The 14489-nt window shown below is 52.8% G+C and carries 10 protein-coding genes; 7 read left to right on the top strand and 3 right to left on the bottom strand.

The features are described from left to right. Window positions 1–121: 121 nt before the first annotated feature. The 4 genes from Pr1d_RS13305 to Pr1d_RS13290 all read left to right on the top strand — a co-directional run bounded on the left by Pr1d_RS13305 (window position 122) and on the right by Pr1d_RS13290 (window position 7509). Entirely contained in the window at window positions 122–1969 is a 1848-nt protein-coding gene (locus Pr1d_RS13305; protein WP_148073989.1) for a hypothetical protein, read from the top strand. Between the two features lie 63 nt (window positions 1970–2032). After that, entirely contained in the window at window positions 2033–2740 is a 708-nt protein-coding gene (locus Pr1d_RS13300) for a YggS family pyridoxal phosphate-dependent enzyme (RefSeq protein WP_148073988.1), read from the top strand. 208 nt (window positions 2741–2948) lie between these two features. Further along, complete coding sequence (locus Pr1d_RS13295) at window positions 2949–4259, top strand: efflux RND transporter periplasmic adaptor subunit (RefSeq protein WP_148073987.1); 1311 nt, start codon at window positions 2949–2951, stop codon at window positions 4257–4259. A gap of 7 nt (window positions 4260–4266) precedes the next feature. Next, window positions 4267–7509, top strand: coding sequence for an efflux RND transporter permease subunit (locus Pr1d_RS13290; protein WP_148073986.1), 3243 nt, complete (start codon window positions 4267–4269; stop codon window positions 7507–7509). On the opposite strand, the gene polX is transcribed toward Pr1d_RS13290, so the two are convergent. From polX to sucC, 3 genes are read right to left on the bottom strand one after another with little or no spacing between them, the layout of a single operon-like run. Beyond that, window positions 7506–9233, bottom strand: coding sequence for a DNA polymerase/3'-5' exonuclease PolX (gene polX / locus Pr1d_RS13285; protein ID WP_148073985.1), 1728 nt, complete (start codon window positions 9231–9233; stop codon window positions 7506–7508). The two genes, Pr1d_RS13290 and polX, sit on opposite strands and share 4 nt — an antisense overlap. Window positions 9234–9253: 20 nt before the next feature. Then, on the bottom strand, window positions 9254–10129 hold the full coding sequence (sucD, locus tag Pr1d_RS13280) for a succinate--CoA ligase subunit alpha (RefSeq protein WP_148073984.1): 876 nt from the start codon (window positions 10127–10129) through the stop codon (window positions 9254–9256). Between the two features lie 35 nt (window positions 10130–10164). Next, complete coding sequence (gene sucC, locus Pr1d_RS13275; RefSeq protein WP_148073983.1) at window positions 10165–11349, bottom strand: ADP-forming succinate--CoA ligase subunit beta; 1185 nt, start codon at window positions 11347–11349, stop codon at window positions 10165–10167. Between the two features lie 219 nt (window positions 11350–11568). On the opposite strand from sucC, the gene Pr1d_RS25765 reads away from it, so the two are divergent. The 3 genes from Pr1d_RS25765 to rsgA all read left to right on the top strand — a co-directional run bounded on the left by Pr1d_RS25765 (window position 11569) and on the right by rsgA (window position 14405). Then, entirely contained in the window at window positions 11569–11727 is a 159-nt protein-coding gene (locus Pr1d_RS25765; RefSeq protein ID WP_168205216.1) for a hypothetical protein, read from the top strand. 824 nt (window positions 11728–12551) lie between these two features. Next, window positions 12552–13208, top strand: coding sequence for a choice-of-anchor R domain-containing protein (locus tag Pr1d_RS13270; protein WP_148073982.1), 657 nt, complete (start codon window positions 12552–12554; stop codon window positions 13206–13208). A gap of 147 nt (window positions 13209–13355) precedes the next feature. Then, window positions 13356–14405, top strand: coding sequence for a ribosome small subunit-dependent GTPase A (rsgA, locus tag Pr1d_RS13265; RefSeq protein ID WP_148073981.1), 1050 nt, complete (start codon window positions 13356–13358; stop codon window positions 14403–14405). Window positions 14406–14489: the final 84 nt, after the last annotated feature.

Raw genomic sequence — 14489 nt, 5'->3', positions numbered from 1 at the left:
TATCTGAAGAAATCTTGTGTACCCCCCGTGATTGAGCAGGGTTTGGAGCGTAGAATAGCGACCTTCCACTGAAGGATCGTTTGCATCGTCATTTTAAAGGATCTCGGACCAGAGAAACAGCATGTCAACAACCATTGAATCTGTCAGCGACCCCCGTTCTACCAAAGCCGGAGTCTCGGAGAAACAAGCGAAGCGACTTTCCTCGCTTATTGAGCGGACCAGTTTCTGGAATGACTCTGTCGCCAAGAAAGTCATCGGAGAAAAACACTGGGAGAACTGGATTCGCTATTTAGAAAAACGGAGCAAGCCTGCACGCATTGACGCTTTATGTGGTGCAAAGGAGACCTCTCTTGCATGGGGTCTCGATGAGGACCGTCTGTCGTCGGATCTACTGCACCTTGTCATTCGGGTGAATAGCAAGGGTAAGCTTAGTCAGGTAGGGATTGAAGAAGTCCTACTGGGTTGGCGAGACGGAATCGTAACGCAGCCTCAAAGTGTCGAATTCGCGATTGATTGCCTGGCAGTGGTCCGTCTCCTACCAAGCTTGGCTATGGTCGTTGAGAAGGATCTCTGGTGGTCGATTGTCGATGCCCTTTGGGAGATAGCAAATCGCACCGATGGCTGGGAAATCGATGCAGAGATGCCTGCGGAACATTGCTTAGTGCATCAATTACTTGCAGGTGAATTGCCGCTGGCTCTGGCGTATTCGTTTCCTGAGATGCGCCCCCTGCTGAAACTGCGAAAATCTGCACTCGATTCCTTGAACGAGGGCTTGGTCGAACTCACCAATGGAGAAGGCCTGCCGCGTGCAAGCCATCTTGAACAGTTCCGCGCGTTGCTGGCATGCTGGACACGCTGCCGAGCCATGGGGGTTGAGATCAAGAAAGGCTCATGGAGTAGAAAAGCTGAGCAACAATATCGCTGGGCGGTTTCTAAGTCGGTTCTGCTATCCACAACGACCGGAGCACCTTTGCTTGTTGAAAACCAGAGTGGCAAATGGTCGCCTGATTTCCTCGAAGCCGCACTACGTTTGGGGGGAGACGCGGCTGATTGGACTGCGGCACACGATCTTTTTGAGAAGAAACTGAGCAAGCATCTCACGGGAAAGAGCGGAAAGGTGGTCTCCGAGACCTCCTACCAATGTGAATGGGCAGGCTTGGCGATCCTGCGAACCGAGTTCAGCCGCAGTGCGCCGGTTGTGGCAGTGGACTACTCGTCCCCAGAATTGAGAATTGATGTATGGAGTGGCTCGCAACGTCTACTCGCTGGGACTTGGTCTGCTGAGACCACATCAGCCGGCAGCAAGCTTGAGCCGGTCGGATCTTGGGAGCAAACCTGCTGGTTTAGCGACGAAGATGTCGATTATTTGGAGCTGGCTATTGAACTTTCCAATGGTGCCCGGCTGGAACGCCAAATCCTCCTGGCGCGCGATGACCGATTCCTGCTCTTGGCCGATAATGTGTTGGATGTGCAAGGCGATTCGATTCGCCATCAGATGAGTTTTCCTCTCGCCCCAAGTATCCATTTCTCACCTGAAGCCGATACCCGTGAAGGCATGTTGTCTGCGAGCAAACCTCTAGGGCGAGTTTTACCACTTGCACTGCCCGAATGGCGGAGTGACCCTCGCATTGGCGAACTCACGCAAGTCGGGGATCACATACAACTCACGCAAGAACGGCCAGGTAAGCGATTAGCTTGTCCGCTCGTAATCGATCTCGCCCAAGAGCGACTGGGAAAGCAATGCACTTGGAGACAATTGACTATCGCACAATCGTTGGAGATTCAGCCTCATGACGTGGCGGTAGGCTATCGTGTTCAATGTGGCAAAGCGCAATGGCTCATTTACCGTTCCCTAGATGCTCCAATGAACCGGTCGGTGCTGGGTCAGAACACTTCTGTGGAGTGTCTCGTCGGTCGGTTCTTGGCTCCAGGCGGCGAGGTAGAAGAGTTGCTGCAAGTCGACGGCTAACCAGGGCAACAGTCAGAATCGTCGATGACCTCACTACCAGGCCTTTCGGCATAGAATAGTAGTATGGCCCAAGCAATCCAACGCATTGCCGACAACCTGGCGCGAGTGCGCGAGCGAATTGCTGTTGCAGCTAATTCAGTTAACCGTGACCCCAGCGAGATTCAGCTCATAGGCGTGAGCAAATACGTAGGTGTCGAGGAGACGGCAGCCCTCTTGCAATCCGGATGCTTAGATCTAGGGGAGAGTCGTCCTCAGCAACTTTGGGAAAAAGCGGAATCTGCAGAACTCGCTTCAGCAAAGTGGCATCTTATCGGCCACTTGCAACGTAACAAAGTACGCAGAACGCTTCCGGTTGTGCACATGATTCACAGCGTCGATAGTTTGCGACTTCTAGAAGCTATAGAACAGTGTGCTTCTGAACTGCAGCGTCCGACTCAAGTACTATTGGAAGTCAATTGCTCTGGCGACAGGGCCAAGCATGGTATGACGTCCGATGCATTGCGACGGTTACTCCCGTCACTTGCTGATTTGAACCATGTCTCAGCTTGCGGTTTGATGACGATGGCATCACTCAAGGGAGGACCTGACGTGGCAGAACAGAACTTTGCAGACTTGCGGAAACTACGTGATACAGTTCAATCCGAGTGTCCCTCTGGAATTCAGTTGAGAGAGCTTTCCATGGGAATGAGCCAGGACTTTGAGGCCGCTATTCGGGCGGGTTCCACTATGGTGCGACTGGGGTCTATTCTTTTCGAGGGTGTTCAGATTTGATCTTAGGCTTCGACTTTTAGCTGTTAATCACGCTTACTAGAACGCGGTTATCTAGGATTGCCGCGATGTCCATTTCTACCTATGATAGAAGTAGTTGAAATGGAGAGACAAGACAGCACATTTCCGGCTCCGATCAATCTATCCTCCGGCCTTCACATCTCACTTTCCCGCCGCAATCCCCACCTAGACAGGAATTCTTGCTGCATCCATGAAGGCTCTCACCGAACGAATTCTCCACTACACTATTCTTATAGTCGTCACGGTTTTTTCCGCGATAGTTATGTGGAAACTCAGCGCCAAATCGCAGCAGGCCGAGTCCCACACCGAAAGTGGGATTCGCCCCCTTTCGGCGATTGCCGTACCTAAAGCCCCTGTGGCCGTCGAATCGTTAGAGGTTGAAACTTGTGAAATCTATTCCACCTATGCAGGAAAGATCCAGCCATGGGAAACCTACCAAGTAGGATTTGAAGTTCCCGGACGAGTATACCGCCTTGGTGAAAACGAAGCAGGTCAACCACTTGATGAAGGAGATCGAGTTGTCAAAGGCCAAGTGTTAGCCCTAATGGATGACCGGGTATTTGTGGCACGCAAAGATGAGGCAGCAGCACGAGTCGCCCAAGCCGAGTCGGATCTGGATCGAGCTCAGCAAGTTCGACAAACGAGCCCTTCGGCACTCTCCGCAGCCGAATTACAACGCCTCGTCACTGAGGTCGCTCTAGCGAAGTCACAACTTCAAGTTGCGGTGAAGAATTTGGAGGACGCTACGCTTCGGGCACCAGTCAACGCTACTATTTCCAAGCGGATGGTGAAATCTGGTGAATCTGTCAGCGGAAACCAAATTGTTTTCGAGCTTGTTCAAAATGATAAGGTGCTCCTGGTCGTCGATGTACCAGAAGCACAAATCCGCGAATTGGAAACTCGCCAGAGAGAGGTTGCGGAATGTCGGGGCAATGTCACCCGGCAAGAGGATGCTGAGTCATGCGTCTTTCGAGCGCATGTTCATTTGGAAGGAACCGACAGTTTCGGTAATTCCTGGCCCGAGCTTTCTGGAGAAGTCTTTCGCATCCCAGAAGTTGCGGATTCACGAACGGGACTCTTTCCCGTGGAGATCGAATTAGCAAATGATGATCGCCATCTTCGACCAGGAATGGTCGCAACAGCTGATGTGGTAACTGCCCGTCTCCCGGGCTACGCAATTCCCGAGGCGGCTGTTCTGTTTCGAGCCCATCGTGCCTACATGTTCGCTGTAGAACCTGAGCGTGCCGAAATGGAACTCTTGTACTGGAATTTAGGCTCGGCCAAGGTCTATCGCGCTCGTCAAATCGAACTTCCTCAATGGGTGGATCAAGGGCCTAAGATCGTTGTGCCAGCCGATTCGGTAGAATTGGAGAACGCAATCGTGCGAGGTCAGTTTCGTCTTTCAGATGGCCAATTGGTTCGCATCGTAGATTCTCCAACTATAACACCGACTGTAGCCGCTTCGTCTTCATCAATCAAAAGCGGATCACCCGGACGATAGCATAGCAATGAAACTCAGCGCCAAAGCTGTCGATCATCCTCGCTTTGTGCTTGTAGCGACGGTCATGGTATTGCTCCTGGCCCTGTTTGCTGCGTACCTAATACCTGTGCAGCGTACCCCGGCAATCTCCAAGGCGGTTGTACTTGTGGCGATTCCTTATCCCGATTCTCAACCTAATGAGTCGGAAAACGAAATCGCTCGTAAAGTCGAGGAGGCGCTCACCGAATTGCAGAGCGTTGACTTTATTGCTTCGACCAGCTTGCGTGGAGCTTCAATCACACAAGTAATCTTTCTCGACGGCGTCGACCCCGACGATGCCAAACGTGAAGTCAAAGACCTGATTGACCGCATTCGCAACGAACTGCCCCTCGGTCGAGAGGTGCAACCTGATGTGCGGAAGATCGACTTCGAGAGTGCGCCCCTGATGCTGGTCACTCTCGCAGGTCCCAAGGGTTTCGACGAGCGCGCTCTCAAGCAAATCGCCGAGGAAGTTGAAAAGCAGATCTCCTCCGTTGATGGCATTGCCAACACGCAACTCTTTGGCGGTAAGGAACGCGAGATTCACGTCAACGTGAATCCCGATCTGATGACACAATATGGCCTGACCTTGCGTTCTCTCCGACAGGCTCTCAGTGATTTCAATGCCAAGGTCCCCGCTGGTTCGTTTGATACGGGAAAAGTTGATCGCACAATCCGCAATGAATCCAAGTTCCGTGGAGTCGACGACATTCGTGAAGCGATCGTCTCTAGCGAAGGGGGACGAGTGATTCGAGTCAGCGATGTAGCTGAGGTGATCGACTCTCATCGCCGACTTTTGAACGTGGCACAGCTCGACGGTGAGGATTGTGCCACAATCATCGTCAACAAAGAATCGAATATCAATACGTTGGGGGCTGCCCGGGCTGTCAATGCTCTAGTAGACGACTTACGGCAGCAGTATCCGAATATCTCCTTCACAACATCTCGGGATACTTCGCAAGAGATCTGGATCATGTTCCGAGTACTTGGGTCCAGTGCGCTCTTTGGGGCAATGCTCGTCTTGGTCATCCTTGCCTGGTCGATGGGACTGCGAATCTCGATCCTCGTATTGCTCGCAATCCCGTTTAGTTCGGCTGTGGGGCTCGTGTTTCTATACTTTGCTGGAATCCCCGTCTCGAACATGGTTGTGTTCAGTTTCATACTTGCCCTAGGTATGGTTGTTGATGGGGCGATTATCGTTGCCGAAAACATCCATCGACATATTGAGCGGGGCGAAGATCCTGTGACCGCTGCTAAGACAGGCATCGAGGAAGTAGGACTTCCTGTGATCGCGGCCGATCTGACTACAATTGCCGCTTTTTTACCTATGCTGCTCGTGCCCGGCATCATGGGAGACTTTATGGGGGTGATGCCGAAGGTGGTGAGCGTGGCTTTGTTTGGCTCAATTCTGGTTGACCACTTTATTCTGCCAACGCTGGCGGCTCGCTGGTATCAGAAGCGCGAACCAGTGCATGACGAATCTGCCGTTTTCGCAGCGGTCACAAAAGGTGAATCGACGAGTCTCCACGCTGAGGCAACACGCGTACGGCCCAACTTAGGGCTCTGGACGCGGCTCTATGCAGGAGTACTGCGGACAGCTTTGGCGAATCGGTTGGCGGTCATAGTCTTGGCGGGTGTTGCATTGTTCAGCGCCACCCATCTTTTCTTCAAACTCGGCTTCGAGTTCTTCCCGGCCAGCGATCGTGGGCAATTCGGGATCAAATACGAACTCCCTTTGGGCTACAGCATCGAGGAAACTCTCGCCGCTGCTAAAGTGCTAACCGATCCACTCAAGAAATGGGAGGACCGCGGCATTTTACAGCACTACGTGACCGCGGTCGGCTCCTCGGGAGGATTGGCTACAAGAATTGAAAATGATCCAGCATCTGGGCCTGAATTCGGTGAGATCATGGTCGATCTGCTCTCGCCACTTGACCGTACCATCCACGAACAGGAGGTGATCAACGATCTTCGTCGCGAGATTCGTCCACTGCCCGGGATGAAGTATTCGATTAAGGAAATCGAAGATGGACCACCAGGAGGTTCGGATGTCGCTGTTCGACTCACAGGGGACGATCTCGAGCAGTTGGGCAGCCTCGGCAAATTACTTGCGGATCGGTTCAAGAACATGCGTGGAACCGTGGATGCTTCGACCGACTATCGTGATGATCATCCTGAGTTGATTATCGAACCCAAGCCCGAAGTCGTGGGACTCTATGGCTTGACTGAAGCGCAGATTGCTCAAGCCATACAAGTAGCGATTGCGGGCGACTCGCAGATTCAACTCACTCTCGACGATGAAGATGTAACCTTGCGTCTGCAATTGGCCCCTGAATATCAGCGCTATCCCAACAGCCTCAAGCGATTGATGATCTCTGCACCAGATGGTCGACAGGCATCGATAGCGGAACTTGCCGACATCCGCAACGACGTAAGCCTTTTCAGCATCAACCGCTACGAACGTGATCGAGCAGTGGTAGCGAAGTGCGATGTCGAGAAACCCACACTGCCAGACGACATCTTCAAGGTGCTGCGAGATGATATACTGCCAGAACTGGGTTTCCGACCTGCCAAAGGCAATTCCATGGTGTTCCTTGGCAAACCAACAACGCCAGCCGAAGGAGTCAAAGCCGAATTCACGGGTGAGAATGAGGAACGAGACAAGAATTTTGGCTATTTGGTCCGCAGCATGATTCTCGGAGTTGTGCTCATCTTCGCCATTCTCGTAACCCAATTCAACAGTTTTCGCCAGAGCTTGATTGTCATGGTCACTGTTCCATTGAGTTTCATCGGGGTAACGATTGGGATGTGGTTTCTCGGCTATCCCTTTAGCCTCGCTTCGTTCATTGGCTTGGTCGCACTCACTGGCATTGTTGTCAACGACGCCATCGTAATGGTCGACTTCACCAATCAGGCCCGCGAACGAGGCCTGCCTCTGCGCGATGCGATTGTTGAAGCAGGAATCAATCGTTTCAGGCCTGTTCTCCTGACCACGGTGACCACCATCGGTGGGTTGCTACCCTTGCTACTAAACATCTCTGGCGGAGCCGAATTTTGGCAACCCCTTACTGCTGCAATAATTTTCGGCCTGGCGTTTGCGACGGTGCTCACCTTGATCATGATTCCGGTCTGCTACAGTGTATCGTACACCCTGCCTGAGAACATTCGTTCGTTCTTCGGATTGTTTGTCCGCAACAAGCAACCTTCACGATCACAAGTAGCCACCGGTTAATTCAATAACTTCGCGAACTTCTCCCACGGTAGTGTGTTAGCCACATCTTTTGCCGTGAGGCCTCCCCGGCGGGCCTGTAGCACGCCGTAGCGCATCACATCGAGTCCCCCGGTGCTGTGGGCGTCGGTGGAGATCACGATTGGGATTCCCAACCGCCGAGCAGCCGCGCAGTGCTGATCATGCAAATCAAGCCTGGCTGGATTCGCATTGAGTTCCAACATCTTTTTGTGTTTAACAGCTGCATTGAACACCTGATCCATGTCGACGGCATACGGCTCACGGCGATTGATCAGTCGTCCCGTTGGATGGGCAATGATGTCGACGTGTGGATTCTCCAAAGCACCAAGAATTCTTTCTGTAATTTGCTCACTCGGTTGATTTTGGCCATAGTGAACGCTGGCAATCACCCAGTCTGCCTGGGCAAGCACGTCGTCAGGCAGATCCATGCCACCCTTCTCCAGGATGTCGCACTCGATTCCCTTGAGAATCCTGATGTCGTCGTGCTTCTTTTGCAGCTTGTCGATTTCCTTCCATTGGGCCAGGGCACGTTTAGCATCGAGTCCGTTTGCCATGGACACTCGCTGGGAATGATCGGTAATGGCGATGTATTCCAACCCACGCTCTTTTGCTGCCGCAATCATCTCTTCAAGCGTTGCCTTGCCGTCAGTCGCATTTGTGTGCATGTGCAAGTCGGCACGAATATCTTTCTGTTCCAACAACTTGGGAAGCTTACCTGCCTCAGCCCATTGAAACTCCTCCCGGTCTTCGCGTATCTCAGGCGGAAAACACGGCAAGTCCATAGTCTTGTAAACATCTTTTTCAGTGCGACCCGCGAGATACGTTTCGGTCCCATCGGTCTCTACCTGGAAGACGCCCCATTCGTTGATCTTCAATCCTCTTTGCTTAGCTCGGCCGCGTAGCTCCACGTTGTGCGCCTTCGAACCTGTGAAGTATTGCGAAGCTGCGCCAAATGATTCTTTGGGCACCACGCGCAGGTCCATTTGCATACCACTCGCCAGGCGAACCGACATCTTGGTGTCTCCGCGGGCGATTACTTCCACGATCCCTGGGTAATTGCCAAAGTGGTCCATCACTTTTACTGCGTCAGTCGCTTCAACCAAGAAATCCAAATCACCCACGGTTTCGCAGCCCCGTCGATAGCTGCCGGCTGGCTCGACTCGCTTAATGCTTTTCTCGCTGCGGAGATGTTCTAGCACTTCGGTCACGATTTCATCGGCTTTTGCCCACTTGGTCCGTTGATCGCCCTGTTCGGCGATAGCGAGGCCCTTGAGGATCGCCTCTTCAGTTTTCGCGCCGAATCCCTTGAGGTCACGCACCTGTTGTTGATCGCAAGCAGCGCGGAGTTGGTCGAGTGACTCGACTCCCAATTCCTTGAATAGAACGGCCGCCTTCTTGGGACCGAGTCCCGGCACGCGGAGCATGGCCAACACCGTGCCGGGGACCTGTGATTGCAGTTCTTCGAGCTGTGTAAGCCGACCCGTGGTGACCAGTTGCTCGATTTTCTCGGCCAAGTCCTTGCCGATGCCATCCAGATCGGTCAATTGACGAGACTCGTCGGCGACTATCTCAGAGACTCGCTCTCCCAGATCAACGATCTTGCGTGCCCCATTGCGATACGCCCGCACTCGGAAGGGATTAGCCCCTTGGAACTCCAGCAGGTCGGCAACCTGTTCAAACGCGGCGGCGATTTCTTGATTGGTCATTGGTAGGGGACTATTTTCAACTACCGTGACATCGCTCGCTTCACAGCGGCTCCCATGTCAGCGGGGCTTTGAGCAACTTCGATGCCAGCGCCCTCGAGAGCAGCGATTTTTTCCTCAGCGGTACCTTTGCCGCCGGAGATGATCGCGCCAGCATGGCCCATTCTCTTTCCTGGAGGAGCAGTCCGGCCAGCAATGAAAGCCGCCATGGGTTTCGTGACGTGTTCTTTTGCAAACGCGGCGGCCTCTTCTTCGGCAGTGCCGCCGATCTCGCCCATCATGATGATCGCTTCGGTTTCGTCGTCGGCTTGGTACATCTTCAAGAGATCAATGAACGAAGTGCCAACGATCGGATCGCCACCGAGGCCAACGCAAGTCGATTGGCCTAGCCCAAGTTCTGAGAGTTGCCACACGGCTTCGTAGGTGAGCGTACCACTACGGCTCATCACGCCGACAGGGCCCTTCTTGTGAATGTAACCAGGCATGATTCCAATCTTGCATTCCTCGGGCGTGATGACGCCAGGGCAGTTCGGACCAACAAGATGTACATCATCACGATCCTTGATCACGTCGTATACACGTACCATGTCGATCACGGGTACACCCTCGGTGACCGCGATCACGACTTTGATGCCTGCATCGACCGCCTCGAGAATGGCGTCGGCCGTAAAAGCTGGCGGGACGAATATCATCGTGGCATCAGCGCCTTCTTTCTCGACGGCTTCCACAACCGTGTCGAACACTGGTAGGCCAATCACTTCCTGGCCACCCTTGCCTGGTGTGACACCACCTACCATTTTCGTGCCGTATTCCAGGCAGCCCTTCGTGTGAAATTCACCAACCTTGCCGGTAATTCCTTGGCAGATGACGCGGGTGTTCTTATTTATCAATATGCTCATGATTAAGTCTTTGGCTGTTAGCTTTTAGTCTTTAGTTATCCCGCTGCAGCAACTACCTTATTCGCTGCGTCCGTCAGATCCGTCGCTGTAATAATGTCCACGTCGCTTTCCGATAGAATCTTGCGCCCCTCAGCGACCTCGGTCCCTTCCAATCGCACGACCAACGGAACGTTGAAACCGACTTGCTTGTAGGCTTCTAGGACGGCGTTTGCGATTGTTGTGCAACGCATGATACCGCCAAAGATGTTGACCAACACGGCTTTTACGTTCTTGTCGGCAAGTAAAATGCGAAATGCTTCAGTCACCTGATCGACCTGAGCACCACCGCCGACATCGAGGAAGTTGGCAGGCTCACCGCCATGCAGTTTGATCAGATCCATCGTGCTCATTGCCAAGCCGGCACCATTCACGAGGCAACCGATGTTGCCTTCAAGTTGCACGTAGCTGAGACCCGCCTGGCCAGCACGCACTTCGGCAGGGTCTTCTTCGGCAATGTCGCGTAGTTCTGCCAAATCAGGATGACGGAACATGGCGTTTTCATCGAAGGTAATCTTCGCGTCCAGAGCGATCAGCTCACCCGAGCCAGTAACCACCAGCGGATTGATCTCCACGAGGCTGCAATCGAGCTCAACGAACAGCTTGCACATCGAACGCATGAAGGATTCGGCACTGCGAACACTCTTGCCCGTGATGGCGAGCTTATGACACAGCTTGCGGACCTGATAGGGCTGCAAGCCGGTGTCGGGATCAAAGTGTTCCTTAAAGATCAATTCGGGAGTCTCGGCAGCCACGTCTTCGATATTCATGCCTCCCTCGCTAGAGACCATCAACACCGGTAGCCCAACTGCTCGGTCGATCACAATACCCAGATACAACTCCCGAGCGATATCGCAACCAGCTTCAACGAGCACTTGGTTAACAGTTTTCCCCTCGGCTCCAGTCTGAATGGTGACCAACTCGTTGCCGAGGATATTCTTGGCGACCTTCTCGGCTTCGTCGGCCGATTTGACGAGTTGCACGCCGCGCTGCTCAGAGTTGGATTTGATCGTCCCTTTGCCGCGTCCGCCGGCATGGATCTGTGCCTTAACGACGGCAATTTCACCACCTAGCTTCTTGAAGGCAGCCGCGGCTTCGGCGGCAGTGCGAGCGACAATGCTCTCCGGAACGGCAACTTTGGCACGTCGAAGAAGCTCTTTGGCTTGATATTCGTGTATTTTCATCGTGATTTACTTTCAAACAGTGACATTAAGCGAGTTTGGCGAGTATAGCGCTGCCAGTGGAGGGTGGTCAACGGGGCCGTTTTTCAAGGAATTCTGGCACATATTCGCAAGCGACGATTACCATGATGGTCAACCTGGACATTCTGGGCGCGTGTTTTCACTTTTATCTTGTTGTTGGCACAAATTTTAGGGTAGCAAGTCCCTCTTGGCATCTATTCGTTGGCCAGTCAACTCCCTGCCGATATTAGCTCCACGCCCGGTGATATGCTGGAACGACTGAGTGATCGGTTAGAACTCTGCGTATACGGATTGGGTGAGGTTTGCAAGCAGTGGACTGAACGCAAAGGTGATGACGACGCGTTGATTCTGTTGGGTTAACGTCTACCTATCTCCCCTCGATGCGGTTCCTAGGATCGCAGTTTCGTGGATGGGATAGGTTTCTACAATCAAGGTACTCCGGTCATCACAACCGGCGGTCTGTGACAAGCCCACGATTCTCTTTCGATTCTGCGCATCGAAGGAGGAATTTTGTCGTGGCCATTTTCTGGAGAACGGAAAAACAAAATACAAAACTCGGCGCCCTGATCTCGTCTTGAACTTATTTCATGGTGGTTTTCTGATAATAGCGAAATAGTTTTGAAAACAATACTCGACTCCTCACTGACAAAACTCGGACTGCTTCGAGCCAGCAAAGCCATTGGCAACGAAAGACGGATCTCTAGCGCCAACGGTGCGCGCTGACGATCCTAACAGAAAGGGTGGCACACTTTCCAGCAAAAAATGTGTGGTACCGGTTACGGGGAGAAGAGTGTTCCCAAGGGGGTAGGAGGTTCGTTCATTTCGTCCTTGGCATGGTTTGAGCTACACACGAAGTCAACTCCTCGGTCAACTTTAAATTCGGTATCGGAAAAATGGGGTAGCGAAAATTCTAGCTGTCGCTCGACTTATTCTGTACGGGCTAAGGGATGTAAACCCCCTCGGGATATGATGAAAACGCAATGAACCTAGAAGACCACGGTCAGACGTGAATTAGGAGACGAGGACAGAGCTTTCCAGGAAACTTTTCTCAGAAAACTCGCTAATTTGATTGTTCTGAGATCAATTCCGTATAGACTAAGCTTTACAGCGTTCGAACAGTAAGCGGAAGGCAAGCCAATCTAAGGAGCACCCAACTTCCCCCAATCTTTTCTGGAGAATGACTAATGCTTTGTAATCAATCTCGCGCATCCTATTTGTTCATGGCTATAGCGATGGTAGCCATTATCTTCTTCTGCGAGCCGGCAGGTGCAGCGATACTTCTTGACAAGAGCCCGGCGACGACCGGTGCTACTGTGATCACCAACGCTCTCGGCAATGCCAGCACCTCCCAGAATTTTGCCGAAGACTTTTCTTTCTCATCTGCTGCTAGCCTGACTGCAATGGATATCTACATGTCACCACTTCTGCCAGTTGTTGGCGACTCAGTGACGATTCGACTTTATGAGGATACTTCAGGCATACCGGGCACTTTACTAACTGAATTGATTGAAGAGATTGCTATCATTGATTCCGAGGGCGCAGTTACGGGAAACGTCCGCGTTCATGCCGACTTTACCACCCCAATCTCGTTAGACGCGGCTAAGACATATTGGATCGGCATGAGTGGGACATCCAAGGATCTGGATTTGACCGGACTCTCAGGAGTCGATCCAACCGGCACGATGGCACAATTCACTGGAACGACGTTTGGGTTCTTCACCGGAGAAGTGGGGGCCGACGACATGGCATTTCGTTTAGAGGGAACGCTTGTACCGGAGCCAGCGACTGGCTTGCTCCTGCTTGTCGGAATCAGCTTCGGCTTTCTCAGGATTTTCAATTAACATTCGGTTGTTTTAGATTTCGGTCGTATCAATTGATGTGGCCGGGATCTATCAGCCTCTGAATTCCAAGTCGACCGGAAGAGTCGTGAACCTTGCGACTAGAAGTCGTGTCTTTCTCGGCAAACCAACTCCTCGGAGAGCCGAATCATGGATTCAGCCGGTCTACAAGCCCTGGGATGGAAACCCTGGTTTGAGCAGCAATTGTCGCCCTACGAGTCAGCTGAGTTGCTTGCAGCGCGTGTCGCAGCGCACTTGGGGAGCTCCATCCTATGCTTAGGTGCCGGAACTGAGTTTTCGCTACCGACCGGGCTGATTCATGCCTGTGGCGAAGTCGCCGTGGGCGATTGGCTGCTGCTCGAACCGAGCACCCAGCGTGGGATTCGCAGACTGCAACGCGAATCTCTCGTCGCCAGAAAGGCTGCCGGAGAGAAGGTCCAAACGCAACTGATCGCGGCGAATCTTGATACGCTCTTCATCGTCAGTTCGTGCAATCCGGATTTCAATCCCTCGCGATTGGAGCGTTATTTGGCATTGGCTGCGGAAGCCGAGGTATTTCCTGTTGTCGTGTTGACCAAAGCAGATATGTGCGAAGATCCGAATTCATTCCTTCAGGAAACGCGGCGATTAAAGCATGGGCTCTCGGTGATTACGCTCGATGCTCGCGACCCAGAGCAAATGGATCTTCTGGCCGACTGGTGTGGAGTTGGTAAGACCGTGGCTCTGGTAGGTTCCTCGGGTGTGGGGAAATCCACTCTGGCGATGAGTCTTGGTGCGGGACATCTGGCCACACAAGCTATTCGCGAAGACGACGGCAGAGGCCGCCATACGACAACAGCCCGTTCGATCCATCGGCTCGATACTGGCGGCCTGTTGATCGATACCCCCGGCATGCGTGAGTTGCAGTTGGCAGACTGCGAAGAGGGGGTAGCTGAGGTTTTTGATGAGATCGTGGAATTGGCCGTGTCTTGTAGATTTCGCGATTGCACCCACGGAGAAGAGCCTGACTGTGCTGTGCAAGCGGCAATTGAGTCTGGCGAACTCGACGTGAGACGACTGAAGAACTACCTAAAACTCCAGGCTGAGCAAGCACGCAATGCTCAATCCCTTCATGAACGTCACCAGAAATCTCGCAAGCAGGGCCAATTCATCAAATCGGTGCTGGCCTCCAAACGGCGCCTTCGGAGAAACGAGGAGTAAATTCTTTGGGGGAGGACGAAGCTGGCGCGCTAGGCCTCGTGAGGCTCGGCTACCGCGTCGCGGCTAACATGGTGCCTGCAGTGC

The organism is Bythopirellula goksoeyrii, assembly GCF_008065115.1.
GTDB lineage: Bacteria > Planctomycetota > Planctomycetia > Pirellulales > Lacipirellulaceae > Bythopirellula > Bythopirellula goksoeyrii.
The sequence above is the reverse complement of the archived record's forward strand: the minus strand, read 5'-3'. Positions and strand labels throughout refer to the sequence as shown.